At 77.0% G+C, this 16,113-nt stretch carries 15 protein-coding genes; 7 read left to right on the top strand and 8 right to left on the bottom strand.

Features of this window, described 5'->3' with window-relative positions; all coding sequences use genetic code 11:
* Positions 1–7 precede the first annotated feature (7 nt).
* A complete protein-coding gene (locus E4A51_RS01870) occupies positions 8–2,245 on the bottom strand; it encodes an ATP-dependent DNA helicase RecG (protein WP_134850724.1) in 2,238 nt (745 codons plus the stop codon).
* 1 nt (position 2,246) lies between these two features.
* Positions 2,247–3,761 (bottom strand): DAK2 domain-containing protein, encoded by a 1,515-nt coding sequence (locus tag E4A51_RS01865; RefSeq protein WP_167748799.1) that lies wholly within the window; start codon positions 3,759–3,761, stop codon positions 2,247–2,249.
* Between the two features lie 363 nt (positions 3,762–4,124).
* Between E4A51_RS01865 and rpmB the strand changes: the two genes are divergently transcribed.
* The 5 genes from rpmB (at position 4,125) to E4A51_RS01840 (ending at position 7,907) form a co-directional block, all read left to right on the top strand.
* Positions 4,125–4,316, top strand: a complete 192-nt coding sequence (gene rpmB / locus E4A51_RS01860; protein WP_046528726.1) for a 50S ribosomal protein L28 — start codon at positions 4,125–4,127, stop codon at positions 4,314–4,316.
* A gap of 399 nt (positions 4,317–4,715) precedes the next feature.
* Positions 4,716–5,834: an esterase family protein gene (locus E4A51_RS01855; RefSeq protein WP_134850722.1), complete on the top strand. Its 1,119-nt coding sequence runs from the start codon at positions 4,716–4,718 to the stop codon at positions 5,832–5,834.
* Positions 5,831–6,604, top strand: coding sequence for a DUF998 domain-containing protein (locus E4A51_RS01850; RefSeq protein WP_167748798.1), 774 nt, complete (start codon positions 5,831–5,833; stop codon positions 6,602–6,604). The genes E4A51_RS01855 and E4A51_RS01850 overlap by 4 nt, the downstream gene beginning before the upstream one ends.
* Complete coding sequence (locus E4A51_RS01845; protein WP_167748797.1) at positions 6,601–7,296, top strand: alpha/beta fold hydrolase; 696 nt, start codon at positions 6,601–6,603, stop codon at positions 7,294–7,296. Before E4A51_RS01850 ends, E4A51_RS01845 begins: the two co-directional genes overlap by 4 nt.
* Positions 7,297–7,382: 86 nt before the next feature.
* Positions 7,383–7,907, top strand: a complete 525-nt coding sequence (locus E4A51_RS01840; RefSeq protein WP_046528728.1) for a GNAT family N-acetyltransferase — start codon at positions 7,383–7,385, stop codon at positions 7,905–7,907.
* Here the strand turns inward: E4A51_RS01840 and E4A51_RS01835 are convergent.
* The gene (locus E4A51_RS01835; protein ID WP_134850719.1) at positions 7,892–8,887 is read right to left on the bottom strand and encodes a thiamine-phosphate kinase; all 996 of its coding nucleotides are present in this window, start codon (positions 8,885–8,887) and stop codon (positions 7,892–7,894) included. The two genes, E4A51_RS01840 and E4A51_RS01835, sit on opposite strands and share 16 nt — an antisense overlap.
* A gap of 93 nt (positions 8,888–8,980) precedes the next feature.
* On the opposite strand from E4A51_RS01835, the gene E4A51_RS01830 reads away from it, so the two are divergent.
* Complete coding sequence (locus tag E4A51_RS01830; protein WP_070320335.1) at positions 8,981–9,454, top strand: DUF3515 family protein; 474 nt, start codon at positions 8,981–8,983, stop codon at positions 9,452–9,454.
* Positions 9,455–9,502: 48 nt separating this feature from the next.
* Here the strand turns inward: E4A51_RS01830 and E4A51_RS01825 are convergent, their stop codons facing one another.
* Positions 9,503–10,663 (bottom strand): D-alanine--D-alanine ligase family protein, encoded by a 1,161-nt coding sequence (locus tag E4A51_RS01825; protein WP_134850718.1) that lies wholly within the window; start codon positions 10,661–10,663, stop codon positions 9,503–9,505.
* 182 nt (positions 10,664–10,845) lie between these two features.
* On the opposite strand from E4A51_RS01825, the gene E4A51_RS01820 reads away from it, so the two are divergent.
* Complete coding sequence (locus E4A51_RS01820; protein ID WP_233421183.1) at positions 10,846–12,084, top strand: PLP-dependent aspartate aminotransferase family protein; 1,239 nt, start codon at positions 10,846–10,848, stop codon at positions 12,082–12,084.
* A gap of 54 nt (positions 12,085–12,138) precedes the next feature.
* On the opposite strand, the gene E4A51_RS01815 is transcribed toward E4A51_RS01820, so the two are convergent.
* The 4 genes from E4A51_RS01815 to leuD all read right to left on the bottom strand — a co-directional run bounded on the left by E4A51_RS01815 (position 12,139) and on the right by leuD (position 16,110).
* Positions 12,139–13,158, bottom strand: coding sequence for an NAD(P)H-dependent glycerol-3-phosphate dehydrogenase (locus E4A51_RS01815; RefSeq protein WP_233421185.1), 1,020 nt, complete (start codon positions 13,156–13,158; stop codon positions 12,139–12,141).
* Positions 13,155–13,904: a 1-acyl-sn-glycerol-3-phosphate acyltransferase gene (locus E4A51_RS01810; protein ID WP_070320337.1), complete on the bottom strand. Its 750-nt coding sequence runs from the start codon at positions 13,902–13,904 to the stop codon at positions 13,155–13,157. The genes E4A51_RS01815 and E4A51_RS01810 overlap by 4 nt, the downstream gene beginning before the upstream one ends.
* 47 nt (positions 13,905–13,951) lie before the next feature.
* Complete coding sequence (gene murA, locus E4A51_RS01805; RefSeq protein WP_046528734.1) at positions 13,952–15,283, bottom strand: UDP-N-acetylglucosamine 1-carboxyvinyltransferase; 1,332 nt, start codon at positions 15,281–15,283, stop codon at positions 13,952–13,954.
* Positions 15,284–15,441: 158 nt separating this feature from the next.
* Positions 15,442–16,110: a 3-isopropylmalate dehydratase small subunit gene (gene leuD, locus E4A51_RS01800; RefSeq protein ID WP_134850717.1), complete on the bottom strand. Its 669-nt coding sequence runs from the start codon at positions 16,108–16,110 to the stop codon at positions 15,442–15,444.
* Between the last annotated feature and the right edge of the window lie 3 nt (positions 16,111–16,113).

Genomic DNA, 16,113 nt, shown 5'->3' with positions numbered 1-16,113 from the left:
AGGGTAGTCACGCGCGCTCGAGGAACTCCTCACGCTCACCCGTAAGCGACTCCTCGATCGCCGCACGCAGGTGCGGCCACGGCGCGAGGTCGACGTCCTGCTCGACGAGCGCACGCGCGTCGGTGCGCGCGCGCTCGATGACCGCGGCGTCGCGCGTGACGCGCAGCAGGCGCAGCGACGTCGAGCGGCCGTGCTGCGCGGCGCCGAGCACGTCGCCCTCGTGGCGCAGCTCGAGGTCGAGCGCCGCGAGCTCGAAGCCGTCGGTCGTGCTCGCGAGCGTCTCGAGCCGCGTGCGCGCGTCGGTCCCGGGCTCGGCCGCGCTGACGAGCAGGCACAGGCCCGGGCGCGTGCCACGACCCAGGCGGCCACGCAGCTGGTGCAGCTGCGAGAGCCCGAACCGGTCGGCGTCGAGCACGACCATGACCGTGGCGTCGGGCACGTCGACGCCCACCTCGATGACCGTGGTCGAGACGAGCACGGGCGCGGCGCCCGACGCGAAGTCGGCGAACGCTCGCTCCTTGTCGTCGGGCGCCATGCGACCGTGCAGCACGCCGATGCCGACGCCCGCGAGGTCGGGGCGCGCCCGCAGCTCCTGCGCGACGTCGAGCACCGCGCGCAGCGGGCGACGCTGCGCGGCGTCGGACGCGTCGGACGCGTCGGCCGCGTCGGTCACGAGGTCGGTGCCGTCCTCCTCGACCGCTCGCGCGGCGGCCGCCGCGTCGTCGTCGCCGTCGATGCGCGGGCACACCACGTAGGCGCGGCCGCCGCCGCCGACCTCCTCGCGCACGCGCTGCCACGTGCGGTCGGTCCACCGCGGGTTGTCGGCCGGCACGACGTGCGTCGTGATGCCCTGGCGCCCGGCGGGCAGCTGGTCGAGCACCGACGTCTCGAGGTCGCCGAACACGGTCATCGCGACGGTCCGCGGGATGGGGGTCGCGGTCATCACGAGCGTGTGGGGCGTGCGCGCGGCCTTGGCGCGCAGCGCGTCGCGCTGCTCGACGCCGAACCGGTGCTGCTCGTCGACCACGACGAGGCCGAGGTCGGCGAACTGCACGTGCTCCGAGAGCAGCGCGTGCGTGCCGACGACGATGCCCGCGGCGCCGCTCGCGGCGTCGAGCATCGCCTCACGGCGCGCCGCGGTCGGCAGCGACCCGGTGAGCAGCGCGACGCGCGTCGCGTCGCTCGCACCGCCGAGGAACCCGCCGTCGGCGAGGTCGCCGAGCATCCCGCGCAGCGTGCGCGCGTGCTGCGCGGCGAGCACCTCGGTGGGTGCGAGCAGCGCGGCCTGCCCGCCCGCGTCGACCACCTGGAGCATCGCGCGCAGCGCGACCACGGTCTTGCCCGAGCCGACCTCGCCCTGCAGGAGGCGCTGCATGGGGCGCGCCGCCGCGAGCTCGGCGGCGATCTCGTCACCGACGGCGCGCTGCCCGTCGGTCAGCGTGAACGGCAGGCGCGCGTCGAACGCGTCGAGCAGCCCGCCGGCCCGGGGCGGGCGCGCGACGGCCTCGGTGCGGGCCACGCGCGCGCGGCGGCGCGCGAGCTCGGCCTGCAGCACGAGCGCCTCCTCGTAGCGCAGCCGCGCGCGGCCGCGCCGCCACTGCGCCTCGTCGTGCGGCACGTGCACGAGGCGCAGCGCCTCCAGGAGCGTGGGCAGGTCGTCGCGCTCGCGCAGGTGCGCCGGCACGGGGTCGGGGACGTCCTCCTCGCGCAGCGGGTCGAGGACCGCGCGCACCGCCTTGCCGACCTTCCACGACTCGAAGCCGGCAACCGCCGGGTACACGGGGATGGGCCGCTCGGCCTCCTCGAGCGCGGCCTCCTCGTCCTCGTCGAGGTGGCACTCGGGCTGCGTGAGCTGGAGCGTGTCGCGGTACACCGAGACGGTGCCGGTGAACAGGCCCCGCCGACCGGGGCGCAGCTGCGCCTTGCGCCACTCGAGCTTGTGGACGTTCGACGCGAAGAACGTCAGCTCGAGGCGGTGCGTGCCGTCCGTGATCGTGGCCTGCAGCAGCCCGCGGCCCTGCGACGTCGGCCGCGCCGAGCTGCGCAGGACCTCCGCCATCACCGTGACGTGCTCGCCCACGCGCAGGCTCGCGATGTCGGTCAGCGTGCCGGGCTCGGCGTACCGCCGCGGGTAGTGCCGCAGCAGGTCGCCGGTCGTGGCCAGGCCGAGCTTGGCGAGCGGCTTGGCGGTGCGCGCCCCGAACTGCTTGGCCAGGGGCACGGCGAGCGGGTCGACGGCGGTCACGTCAGTCGACCCCCGCCCACCACGCCTCGCCCGCGACGGGTCCCACCAGCAGCACCTCGAGCTCGGGGTGGGCACGGGCGACGACGTCGGCGGCGGCGCGGGCCTCGACGGCGTCGAGCCCGTGCGCGAGCGTCACCGCCTGCGCCGCGGGGACGGCGGCCACGAGACCGTCCACGACCGCCGCCAGGCCGGACGCGTCGTGCGCCGTGCCCGTGCGCAGCCGGCCGAGCGCGGCCCGCCCCGCGGCCGGGTCGACGTCGGGGTCGGCGAGCAGCGAGAGGCACGCGACGACGGCCGCGCCGTCCCCCGCCGCGGCGACGACGTCGTGGTCGCGCACGTCGGCGCCCGTCCCGGCGTCGACGACCACCGCACGGCCGGTCCGGGCGTCGGCGGTGGCGCGCGCGAGCTGGTCGGCGTCGGGCACGTCGCCGACGAGCGTCACGGCGCCGCACGTCGCGTACCAGGCCGCGAGCCCGGGCGACCGCGTGAGCACCACGAGCCCGCGGGTCTCGGGCGGCCCCTCCTCGACGCGTCGCACGACGACGCGCTCCCGGTCGGCGGCCGGGACCAGCGCGAGCACCGCGGCGGGGTCGTCGGCGTGCACGTGCGCGTGCAGCGCACCGCCCGCGTCGGCCACCGCGACCGCGTCGCCGACCCCCCGCAGCGCGCCCACGAGCCGGTCGGCGGGCACGCCGCGCACGAGCATCATGACCTCGAACGCGCCGCCCGCGCCGGGTGAGCACCCCGCCACGACCTCGGGCGACGCCGCCGGCAGCCAGGACAGGTCGACCTCTGCGCCGGTCGCGCCGCGCAGCGCCGCGACCAGCGCGTCGAGCACGACCAGCAGCGCGCACGCGCCCGCGTCGACCACGCGCGCGGCGCGCAGCACGTCGTGCGCGGCGCTCACGCGGCGCAGGTCGCCGCGCGCGGCGTCGACGGCGCCCGCGAGCAGCTCTGCGGGGTCGGGCCCGTCCGTCGGGGCGTCGTCGTCCGCGCCGACCGCCGCGCGCGCGGTCCGTGCGACGTCGCGCGCGACCGTGAGGACCGTGCCCTCCTGCGGGTCCGGCACGGCCGTCGTCGCGGCGTCGGCCGCGGCGGTCAGCGCGCGCACGAGGCGCACGGCGTCGCGCGCGGCCGGGACGGCACCGCGCTCGTCGGGCTCGTCCGGCTCGTCGGCCCGGCCGCCCTCGTCGGGCCCGTCCTCGCCGATGCCCGCGGCGAACCCGACGAGCCACTGGCTGAGGATCACGCCCGAGTTGCCGCGCGCGGACCGCGCCGCTCCGTGCGCGAACGCCGTCGCGGCGCTCTGCACGGGCACGCCCGTGACGTCGCGCACGGCGTCGCGACCGCCCGCGACCGTCAGGGCGACGTTCGAGCCGGTGTCACCGTCGGGGACGGGGAAGACGTTGACGGCGTCGATGCGGTCCCGCGCCGCCGCGCACGCCGCGGCCGCCGTCGCGGCCCAGCCGCGCACGAGATCGACGTCCAGCCGGGCACGCCGCGCGACCACGTCCACGCCGTTCCTCCTGTCCGAGTGCCTGCCGTGCCGTCCGTGCGGGCGGCGGGTCGCCGCCCGGGGGCGGCCCGGGCCGGTGCCGCCGCCGACGCGACCGCGGCCGGCCGTGACGGGTACCGTCGCAGCGCCGGGGCACGCGTCCGCCGCCGCCCCACCTTGCCGCACGGGACCCACATTTGGGTGACGTGGACGCGATGGGCTAGTCTTGCCCGGTTGCCCGGACCACGTCCGGCACCCTCACAGACCTCCGATGCACCGTCGCGCGGTCCGAGCCTCCGGGTCCGGTCCGTCGACGTGTGCGCGGGACGTGCACGACACGGGGCCGCTCGTCGGCCCGACAGGAATCAGAACCAGGAGAAGACCGTGGCTGCCAACTGCGACGTCTGCGCCAAGCGCCCGAGCTTCGGGCACAGCATCTCGCACTCGCACGTGCGCACGAAGCGGCGCTGGAACCCGAACATCCAGCGCGTGCGCGTCGTCGTCGCGGGGACGCCCAAGCGTCTCAACGTCTGCACGTCGTGCCTCAAGGCCGGCAAGGTGCAGCGCGCCGTCTGACCGAGACCCCGGCCGCCCGCACGGCGACCGGCACCCGCACGTCGAAGGCCCGTGAGCAGCGCTCACGGGCCTTCGTGCTGCCCCGGCAGCCACGGCACCGCACCCGGCGACGACGGCGGGGCACGGGCACGCGCCGTGCCGACGTACGACCCGGGGCTGACCCGCACCCGCCGCGCGACCGACCCGACCCCACCCCTGCTCCGACGACACGCGCCACCTCGGCGGGGTTGACTCGACGCGGCCCGACCCGTGGCCCGCCCGCACCGCCCCGGTGCCGGGCGGCCGGGTCCCGACGCCCGGCGGAGCGATGCGCACGACGACGACCCAGCCCGACGCGCCGGGCGCGCTCGCCGCAGGCGACCGCGCGGCGCCCGTGACCGCCCGCCGCCGGGTGGCCGCATGAGCCCCGACGCGCCGATCGACCTGCCGACCACGCTCCCCGGGCGCGTCGAGGGCGACCTCCTGCTGGGCTCCCCCGTCCCCGTCGTGCTCGCCCTCGGCGTCGCCGTCGTCCTGCTCGTGCACGCCCGCCGCGCGCACCGCGGGCCCACCCGCCGACGCACGGCCGCCGCCGTCGGCGGGGCCTCGGCGCTCGTCGCGCTCGCGGCCGTGCTGGGCGTCAACCTGTGGGTCGGGTACCTGCCGTCGGTCCAGACCGCCGCACGCTGGGTGCAGACCCGCACGTGGACGCCGCACGCCACGAGCCCCGAGGTGCCCGCGCCCCCGCACGCGCGCGACCCGCGGCACGGGCGCGTGCTCCACGTGACCGTCCCGTCGACGAGCCCGGGCGTGCCCGACTCCCCCGCCTGGGTGTACCTGCCCCCGCAGTACGACCGTCCCGGGAGCACGGCGCGCTTCCCGGTCGTCTACGCGCTGCACGGCGCGCCCGGGACGGCCGCCGACTGGTTCGCGGGCGGTCGTGCCGACGCCACGGTCGACGAGCTCGTGGCGACGGGTCACCTGCCGCCCGTGGTGGTCGTCGCGCCCGACCTCAACGCGGGGGCCGCGCCCGCGGGCACCGAGCCGCTCGACGTCCCCGGCGGGCCGCAGCTCGGCACGTACCTGCGGACCGACGTCGTCGCCTGGGCCGACCGGACGCTGCGCACGCGCGACGAGCCGGCCGGGCGCCTCGTCGTCGGGATGTCCGCCGGGTCGCTCGGCGCTCTCGTGACCGGCCTGGGGCACCCGGACGTGTTCGGCGGCGTGGTCGCGCTCATGCCGTACGCCGCGCCGGACACGCCGGCCGTGGTCGCCGACCCGCAGGCCGCGGAGCGGTCGACGCCGACGTCCGTGCTGCGTCGACGCGACCCCGCGACCGTGCAGCCGGTCTTCCTCGGCGTCCCCGGTGCCGAGTCGCCGGCCGCGGGGCAGGCGCTGGCGCGCGCGCTGCGCGACGCGCACCAGCCGACGACCCTGCGGGTGTACCCCGGGCTCGGGCACACGTGGGTCGGCGCGCGCACGATGCTGCCCTACGGGCTCGTGTGGTGCGCCGGGCAGCTCGGCTGGGTCGCGCCGTGACGCCGGCCCGCACGCTCGGCGACGCACCTCCCGGCGCCGTCCCCGCCGTCGTCCCCGGACGCACCCTGCGAACCGTCCACGTGCTGCTCGTCGTCGCCGCCGTCGCCTACGCGGGACTGCCGCTCGAGGTGCTCACGGGCTTCCCGCTCGACCCCGTCACGTCGTACCTGTCGGAGCACGCCGCGCGCGGCCAGGCGTGGCGCGGCCTCTTCGTCACCGCGGACGCGCTGGCCGGCCTCGCCGTGGCCACGGCCGGTGCGACCCTCCTGGGAGCCCGCGCCGCGACGCTGCCGGCGACCCCCGACGGCCCGCGCCGGTGGGCCGTCGTGCTCGCCGTCGCCCTCGTGGTCGCCGGTGCCGCGACCGTCGTCGACGTGCTGAGCCCGATGGCCTGCGCGCCGTCGGCCGACGCCTGGTGCGCCTCCGCCGAGGCCGCGCGCACGCTGGGCGCGCAGCACACCGTCCACGAGGTGTCGAGCAGCCTCGTGTCCCTCGCGCTCGTGGCCGCGTGCGTGGCCGCGCTCGCCCTGGTGCGCGGCGCCCGCGGCGACAGCCTCTCGCGCGTGGTGCGGCACGCGCTCGCGCCGCTCGTGGTCCTCGCGACGAGCGCGGTCGTGGGCACCATCGCCGTCGCCTCGACGCTGGGCGCCGACGCGCCGCCGGTCGGGCTGTGGCAGCGCGCGCAGACCCTCGCGGCGTGCGCGACGTTCGTCGTCCTGGTGCCGCTGCTGCGCGCCGCTCGCGTCGCGCGCCGTGCGGGCCGGCCGTGAGCGCCTCGCGCTGGCTCGTGCTGCCCGGCCTCGCCTGCCCGGCGTCGTCGTTCGACGCCGTGCGGCGCCTGCTGCCCGCGCACGTGTCGCTCGACGTGCGCGCGCACGCCCTGACCACGACCGCCGCGCAGGCGCTCGCCGACGGGCCGTACCACGGCGTGGTGGGTCACTCGCTGGGCGGGCTGCTCGCGCTGGAGGCCGCGCGAACGCACCCCGACCGGGTGCCGCGCGTGCTGCTGCTGGACCCGACGCGCCTGCACGAGCAGGGACCGCCGGCGCCGTTCCGTCGCGGCCTGCTCGCGGTGGCCCGCGCGGTGACGCGTGCGCCGGGGGCGGCACGCGCGGCGGCGCCCGTCGAGCGGCGGATCGACCGCTGGTGGGCGCGCCGCGGCGTCGTGCGGACCGCTCAGGACCGGGGGCCGGAGGCGTGGCGGCACGGCGTCGACGCGCTGGCGGCGGGCTGGGACCGCGCGGCGCGCGTCGACGCGCTCCTGGCCACGGGCCCGCCGCGCGCGGAGGTCGTGCTCGCGGTGCCGGTGCGCGGCGCCGCGCGCGAGCGCCGGGCCGACGGGCGCCTCGCGGCCCGGACGGGCGCCCGCACGGTCGCGGTGCGCCGCGCGGGCCACCTGCTCATGTGCGACCGTCCGGACGCGGTCACGGCGCTCCTCGTCGCTCTGTCGGACGGCCCCTGACCGTCCCGCGGCCGCGACGCGCGCCCGGCACGTCCGGATCGGCACGACCCCTTCAAGCGCGCGGGGCCGTGTGGCAGGGTGGACGCATGGTCGAGCAGATCGACGAGGTGACCATCCGCCCGGCGACCACCGACGACGCCGCCGGCATCGCGGGCGTGCACGTCCGCTCCTGGCAGGAGGCCTACGCGGGCATCGTGCCCGACGACTACCTGCGCGCGCTCGACCCGGCGCAGCGTGCGCAGCGCTGGGCGCAGCTGCTCGCGCAGGGCCCGGCCGACCACGTCCGCACGATCGTCGCCGAGGCGGGGCCCCGGCTGCTGGGCTTCGCGTCGTACGGTCCCGCGCGCGACGAGGACGCGCGCCGCGGCGAGCGCGAGATCTACTCGATCTACCTCGACCCGGGGACGTGGGGCCACGGCGTGGCCCGGGACCTCATGCGCACCGTGCTGTCGGAGCTCGGCGACGGCACGCCGGTGTCGCTGTGGGTGCTCGCCGACAACGCGCGCGCCCGGCACTTCTACCGGCGGCACGGGTTCACGCCCGACGGGGTCGAGCGCCTGGAGAACCGGGGCGGCGTCGACCTGCTCGAGGTGCGCTACCGCCGCGGCTGACCTCGGTCGCGGAAGTGGTCCCAGCCGGACCCCGCGGCGCGTGGCGGCTCGCCCCCGACGCGGACGAGGTCCGCCGAGCGCGTCGACACCACGCCGATGCGTCGGAACGGCTCCGGCAACGGCACGCCCGCCGGGAACGTCGCGAGCAGGCCGTGGTCCTCGCCGCCCGTCAGCAGCCACTCGGCGACGTCCGCGCCGAGCGCGTCGGCCGCCGCGGCCAGCCGTCGGGCGTCCGCAGCGAAGGCGACGCGTACGTCCTCGAGGTCGAGCGTGACCCCGCTGGCCCGCGCGAGCCGTCGGCCGTCGCGCAGGAGACCGTCCGACACGTCCATCATCGCGGTCGCGCCCGCGCGCGCGGCGTCGGGGCCTGCCGCGAGCACGGGCTCGGGCGACCGGTGGTCGGCGACGAGCCCGGGGTCGACGTCGGGTCGCTCCGCCGTGAGCAGCGCAAGGCCCGCGGCCGACCACCCGCACCGTCCCGCGTACGCCACGACGTCGCCGGCGCGGGCCCCGCTGCGCCGCACGGCCGCGCGGCCCTCGAGGTCGCCGTGCGCGGTGATCGACACCATCACGACGGGCCCGGACGACAGGTCGCCGCCCACCACGCCGACGTCGAGCGGCCGGCACGCGTCGCCGAGGCCGCGCGCGAGGCCCTCGACCCAGGACACGGGCGTCGCACCGGGCGTGACGAGACCGACGACGAGCGCGACGGGTCGGGCGCCCATCGCGACGACGTCCGCGAGGTTCTGCATCGCTGCGCGACGCCCCACGTCCTGCCCGGTCGACCAGCGCCGACGGAAGTGCACGTCCTCGACGAGCACGTCGCACGTGACGACGAACCGGCCGTCCGGCGCGGTGACGACCGCGGCGTCGTCGCCCGGCGGCACGAGCGTGCGCGACCCGACGGGTAGGTGCGGGAAGATCCGGTCGAGCAGGTCCTGCTCGGTCAGGTCGGCGACGACGGGACTCTCGGCGGGCACGCGCCCACGCTAGACCGTCCGCGGCGCACGGGGTGCACCGGGGCAGGTGCCGGTGCCGACGGCGCACCTCACCCGGGCGGGTACCGTGGCGGCGTGCTCCCGCGTCCCGTCGTCCCCGCGGCCGCCACGACCGGCGCCCTCCTGCTCCTCGCGGCCTGCGCGCCCACCGTGCCCGTGACGGCCGCGCCGTACGCGACGGACCCCGTGTGCGCGGCGGTCGTGCTGGCGACCCCCGACTCCCTCGGCGACGGCCTCGACCGCGTCGCGACCGACGCGCAGGCGACGACCGCGTGGGGCGAGCCGCGCGACGCGGTCGTGCTGCGCTGCGGCGTCGAGCCCCTCGGCCCCACGACCGAGCGGTGCGAGTCGGTGACCACGCCGAACGGGCCGACGATCGACTGGGTGATCGTCGAGGACGACGGCGACTGGACGTTCACGACCTACGGGCGCGAGCCCGCGGTGCAGCTGCTGGTGCCCGGCGCCGTGGCCGAGTCCCGGTCGACGTCGTTCGTCGACGCGCTGGGCCCGGCGGTCGCCCGCACCGAGCAGCTGCGGCAGTGCCTCTGACGCGAACCCGCCGGACCGGCGGACGCCGGGCGTGCGCGGCCGTGCGGCTCAGCGCAGCCCGGTGGGCCGCTCGAGCGCGAGCGCGAGCAGCTCGTCGACGAGCTCCGGGTAGTCCACCCCGCTGGCCTGCCACATGCGCGGGTACATCGAGTACGGCGTGAACCCGGGCATGGTGTTGATCTCGTTGACGACGACCTCGCCGTCGTCCGTCACGAACACGTCGACGCGCGCGATGCCCTCGCACCCGACCGCCTCGAACGCACGCACCGCGGCGTCCTGCACGCGCGCGACGACGTCGGCGGGCAGGTCGGCGGGGCACGCGAGCGTGACGCCGGTCTGGTCGAGGTACTTGGCGGCGAAGTCGTAGAACGTGTGGCTCGCCTCGGCGACGACGATCTCGCCCGGCAGCGACGCGCGCGGTGCCGCGCCGCCGCGTCCCCCGAGCACGCCGCACTCGACCTCTCGCCCGACGACGGCGGCCTCGACGACGACCTTGGGGTCGTGCTCGCGGGCCGCGGCGATCGCCGCGGGCAGGTCCGCCGCGTCGGCGACGCGCGTGATGCCGAGGCTCGAGCCGGCGCGCGCGGGCTTGACGAACAGCGGCAGCCCGAGGTCCGCGACGATCGTGTCGAGCACCGCCGGATCGGGGGCCGGACCCGCCGGGACCACGCGGAACGCACCGACCCGCAGGCCGGAGCCCGCGAGGACGAGCTTCATCATGTGCTTGTCCATGCCGACCGCCGACGCGAGCACGCCCGAGCCGACGTAGCGGACGTCGGCCAGCTCGAGCATGCCCTGCAGCGTGCCGTCCTCGCCGAACGGCCCGTGCAGCAGCGGGAACACGACGTCGACCGCGCCGAGCGGCGCACCGAGCCGGCCCTCGTGCAGCACCTGGACGTCGCGCTCGGCCGTGCCCTGCGGCAGCAGCACGCGCGTCGCGGTGTCCTCGACCTCGGGCAGGTGCCCGTCGCGGATCGCCCACCGGTCCGGGTCGTCGTCCGCGAGGACCCACTCGCCGCGACGCGTGATGCCGACCGCGAGCACGTCGTAGCGGTCGCGGTCGATCGCGCGCAGCACGCCGCCGGCGGTGGCGCAGCTGATCGCGTGCTCGCCGGACCGGCCGCCGAAGAGCACCATGACGCGGGGCCGACGCGGGTCGGTCGCGCCGGGGCGGGCGTCGTCGCTGAGGGGTGTGCTGGTGGCGTCCATCGCGGACCGACCCTACCGCCCGCACCGCCGCACGCCCGGCACGGCGCACGTCCGGTTCGTCACCCCCGCCACCCGCCGCCCGCTCCCGCCGCGCCGCGCCGCGGCGCACGCCCGCGCACCGGCGCGTCCGCCCGCGCGGACCGCGGGCGCGGCGGCGTCGCGCCCTCACGTAACCTGCCCGGGTGACCACCCCGGCGCCCGCCTCCCCGGACCAGTCCCCCGCCCCGCACGCGTCCGACGTGTCGCCGCGCACGCTCGCGGTGAGCGCGGGGCGCCCGCCGCGCGCGCCCGGCGGCGCGCTCAACCCGCCCGTGGTGCTGACCTCGACGTTCGTGTCGCAGGGCGCCCCGACCGCGGGCGAGCACCTCTACGGCCGCATCGGCACGCCGGCGTGGGAGCCGTTCGAGGAGGCGCTCGCGGCGCTCGAGCGCATCGACCACGTCGCGACCGGCCGCCGCACCGACGGGCCGCCGGCCACGGTGTTCGCGTCGGGCATGGCGGCGATCGACGCCGCGCTGTCGCTCGTGCCGCTCGGCGGTCGCGTCGTCGTGCCGCGGCACGCGTACCAGGTGACGCTCGTGCTGCTGCGCGAGCAGGCCGAGCGGGGCCTGCTGCGCGTCGACGCGGTCGACGTCGCCGACACCGACGCCGTCGTGGCGGCCGTCCGCGGCACCGGCGACGACGCGCCCGCGGCGCTGCTCTGGCTCGAGTCGCCGACCAACCCGATGCTCGAGGTCGCCGACGTCGCGGCGCTGGTCGCGGCGGCGCACGACGTCGGTGCGCTCGTCGTGGTCGACAGCACGTTCGCGACGCCGCTCGTGCAGCGTCCGCTCGCGCTCGGCGCCGACGTCGTCGTGCACTCCGTGACCAAGTACCTCGCGGGCCACTCGGACGTCGTGCTCGGCGCCACGGTGACGGACGACCCCGCGCTGCACGCACGCCTGGTCGCGCACCGCACGACGCACGGCGCGATCGCCGGACCGTTCGAGGTGTGGCTCGCGCTGCGCGGGCTGCGGACGCTCGCGCTGCGCGTCGAGCGCGCGCAGGCGAACGCGGGCGAGCTCGCGCGCCGGCTGGCCGCGCACCCGGGAGTCGCCGAGGTCCGCTACCCGGGCCTGCCCGGCGACCCGGGCCACGCGCGCGCGGCCGCGCAGATGGACGGCTTCGGCGCGATCATCGGGCTGCGCCCCGCGGGCGGCGCCGCGGCGGCCGACGCGCTCGTCGCGGCCGTGGCGCTGTGGGTGCCCGCGACGAGCCTCGGCGGCGTCGAGTCGACGCTCGAGCGCCGTCGCCGCTTCGCGACCGAGTCGCCCACCGTGCCCGAGGACCTCGTGCGGCTGTCGGTCGGCGTCGAGGACGTCGAGGACCTGTGGCGCGACCTCGACGCCGCGCTCGCGGCGGCGGTGCCGTCGGCCGGCTGAGCCTCCCGGCCGGACGGCCCGGGCGCGCCCTGCCGAGCGGCCGTCGGCCGGCCGCTAGACGCCCTCGGCCCGGTGCGGGCGCGCCAGCAGCAGCCCGGCGAGCTCGTCGACCGGCAGGCCCTGGTGCAGCACCTGCACGACCGCCGACGTGATGGGCATCTCGACGCCCAGCGACGTCGCGAGCTCGAGCACCGACCGGCACGACTTCACGCCCTCGGCGGTGCCGCCGGTCGCGACGACCGCGTCGTCGAGGGACATGCCACGGCCGATGTGCACGCCGAGCGTGTGGTTGCGCGAGTCGGGCGACGCGCACGTCGCCATGAGGTCGCCCATGCCCGCGAGGCCCGGGAAGGTCTCGGCGTCGGCACCGAGCGCCAGGCCGAGCCGCGTGATCTCCACGAGCCCGCGCGTGATGACCGTGGCCATCGTGTTGTAGCCCATGCCGCGGCCCTGCGAGATGCCGACCGCGAGCGCGATGACGTTCTTCACGGCGCCGCACAGCTCGACGCCCACGACGTCGGGGTTGGTGTACGGCCGGAAGTACGACGACGCGCACGCGCGCGCCACGAGCTGCGCGGTGTCGGCGCTCGTCGAGGCGACGACCGTCGCCGTCGGCTGGCGCAGCGCGATCTCGCGCGCGAGGTTGGGCCCCGACAGCACGGCCACGCGGGCGGGGTCGATCGTGAGGCTCTGCGCGACGACCTGGCTCATGCGCTGGTCGGTGTCGAGCTCGACGCCCTTCATGAGCGACACGACCACCGCGGCGTCGGGCAGCGCGTCGGCGAGCGGCGCGAGCACGTCGCGCGCCCGCTGCGACGGCACGGCGACCGCGACGACGTCCGCGCCGGCGACCGCGGCGCGCGGGTCCGTGGTCGCGGACACGCCCGCGGGGAGCTCGACACCCGGCAGGTACCGCGAGTTGCGGTGCTCGTGCGTGATCTCCTCGACGGTCGCGGCGTCGCGGCCCCACACCGTGACCGCGCAGCCCGCGTCGGCGAGCACGGCGGCGAAGGTCGTGCCCCAGCTGCCGGAGCCGAGCACGGCGGCCCGCAGGGGTGCGGCCGGCGGCGTCACGCCGCACTCCCCTCGTCGTGCGCGCCGCCGCCCGGAGCGGGCCGCCGGTGCATGTCGTGCCGCTCGGCGGGCGGCTCCTCGCCGCGGATGTCGGCGAGCATCGTCGTGATCGCCGCCATGAGGCGCTCGGTGGCCTCGCGCAGCGTCGCGGCGTCCTGGGGGCGGTCGTACAGGTCCGACAGGTCGACGGGCGGCCCGGCGACGACCGTGACCTTCTTGCGCGGGAACGGGCGCAGCAGCTTGCCGTAGCGCGGCAGCAGGTCCTGCGGCCCCCACTGGGCGACCGGGACCAGCGGGACGCGCGTCGTGAGCGCGAGCCGCGCGGCACCCGTGCGCGCCTTCATGGGCCACAGGTCGGGGTCGCGCGTGAGCGTGCCCTCGGGGAAGACCGCGACGCACTCGCCCGCCTCGAGGGCCGTGACCGCGGACCGCAGCGAGTCGCCCGCCGCGGCCGTGTCGCGGTGCACCGGGATCTGGCCCGTCGCGCGCAGGACCGGGCCGACCACGGGCACCGAGAACAGCGACGCCTTGGCGAGCACGCGCGGCACGTGGCCGTTGTCCCACAGGTAGTGGGCGAACGTCAGCGGGTCGACCTCGGTCATGTGGTTCGCGGCCGCGACGAACCCGCCCTCGACGGGCAGGTGCTCGGCACCGTGCCAGTCGGGTCGGGTCGTCGCGAACAGGAACGTGCGCACGACACGGGCGACGTTGCGGTAGGCGCGGTTGGAGCGCGACGGCGACGGCACGGGAACCGATGGTAGCCGCGTGCCGCCGCGCCCCGGACGGGCGTCCGTCAGCGGCGGACGTCGGCCTCCCGGCTGAACTGCGCGCCGAGCGCGTCGAGCTTCTCGGTGAAGTGCTCGTAGCCGCGGTCGATGAGGCTGATGCCGCGCACCGCGGACTGGCCCTTGGCCGCGAGCGCGGCGATGAGGTGGCTGAAGCCGCCGCGCAGGTCCGGCACCTCGATGTCGGCCGCGGACAGCGGCGTCGGGCCCGAGATGACGGCCGAGTGGTAGAAGTTGCGCTGCCCGAACCGGCACGGCCGCCCGCCCAGGCACTCCTTGTAGACCTGGATGGTCGCGCCCATGCCGCGCAGCGCGTCGACGAACCCGAAGCGGTTCTCGTACACGGTCTCGTGGACGATCGACAGCCCGCGCGCCTGCGTGAGCGCGACGACGAGCGGCTGCTGCCAGTCGGTCATGAAGCCCGGGTGCACGTCGGTCTCGAGCTGGATCGAGTTGAGGTCGCCGCCGGGGTGGAAGAACCGGATGCCCTCGTCGTCGATCGTGAACTCGCCGCCGACCTTGCGGAACGTGTTGAGGAACGTCGTCATCTCGGGCTGCGTCGCACCGCGCACGTAGACGTCGCCGCCGGTCGCGAGCGCGGCCGCGGCCCACGACGCGGCCTCGATGCGGTCGGACAGCGCGGTGTGCTGGAACCCGACGAGCCGGTCGACGCCCTCGATGCGGATCACGCGGTCGGTCGCGACCGAGATGATCGCGCCCATCTTCTGCAGGACGTTGATGAGGTCCATGATCTCGGGCTCGATGGCCGCGTTGGACAGCTCGGTGATGCCCTCGGCACGCACGGCGGTGAGCAGCAGTTGCTCGGTCGCCCCGACGCTCGGGTACGGCAGGGCGATCTTGGTGCCCTGCAGGCGGTGCGGGGCACGGATGTGGATGCCGTTGTGCGTCTTGTCCACGACCGCGCCGAACTGCCGCAGGATGTCGAGGTGGTAGTTGATCGGCCGGTCGCCGATCCGGCAGCCGCCGAGGTCGGGGATGAACGCCTCGCCGAGCCGGTGCAGCAGCGGGCCGCAGAACAGGATCGGGATGCGGCTCGAGCCGGCGTGCGCGTCGATGTCCGCGACGTGCGCGGACTCGACGTCCGTCGGGTCGAGCCGCAGCGTGCCGGCGTCGTCGTCGATGTCGACGCTCACGCCGTGCAGGCGCAGCAGCCCGGAGACCACGGCGACGTCACGGATCTGGGGGACGTTGCGCAGCTCGCTCGGCGTCTCGCCGAGGAGCGCGGCGACCATCGCCTTGGAGACGAAGTTCTTGGCGCCCCGGACGGTGATCTCACCGCGCAGCGGGTTGCCGCCGTCGACGTACAGCAGGTCGGTCATGTGCACATCGTCCCTCACGCGCGGGCGTGGCGACGCCATCGCGCCCCCTCGCGTCCAGCGTCCACCCAGAACCCTCACATCGCACCTCGGCGGGCGCACGGTCGTCCGTGCGCCCGCCGAGGGGTCGGGCCGCTGGTCACGCGGCCCCGGGGGCCGTGTCAGGCCGTCTGCGTGGGACCCAGGCCGAGCGGCACGACCGGGCGCGCGGGACGCACCGGCACCGGCGGCAGGTGCTTGGCCGGCAGGGTCGCCGGGCGCCACGCCTCGCGGCGCTGCTCGAACTGCGTGATCTCGTCGGCGTGCTGCAGCGTCAGGCCGATGTCGTCGAGCCCCTCCATGAGGCGCCACCGCGTGTAGTCGTCCACCTGGAACGGCACGACGACGTCGTCGCACGTGACCGTCCGCGCGTCGAGGTCGACCGTCACCTCGGTGCCCGGACGCGTCTCGAGGACCTTCCACAGCAGCTCGACGTCCTCCTGCGCGACCTGCGCCGCGAGGAGCCCCTGCTTGCCCGAGTTGCCGCGGAAGATGTCCGCGAACCGCGAGGAGATCACGACGCGGAAGCCGTAGTCCTTGAGCGCCCACACGGCGTGCTCGCGCGACGAGCCGGTGCCGAAGTCGGGGCCGGCCACGAGGACCGACGCCGACCGGTAGGCGTCCTGGTTGAGGACGAACTCCGGGTCGCCGCGCCACGCCGCGAACAGCGCGTCCTCGAACCCCGTGCGCGTGACGCGCTTGAGGTAGACGGCCGGGATGATCTGGTCGGTGTCGACGTTGCTGCGGCGCAGCGGGACGCCGACCCCGGTGTGCTGGGTGAACTTCTCCATGAT

Origin of the sequence: Cellulomonas sp. HD19AZ1 (genome assembly GCF_004535805.1) — a bacterium.
GTDB lineage: Bacteria > Actinomycetota > Actinomycetes > Actinomycetales > Cellulomonadaceae > Cellulomonas > Cellulomonas iranensis.
The sequence above is the reverse complement of the archived record's forward strand: the minus strand, read 5'-3'. Positions and strand labels throughout refer to the sequence as shown.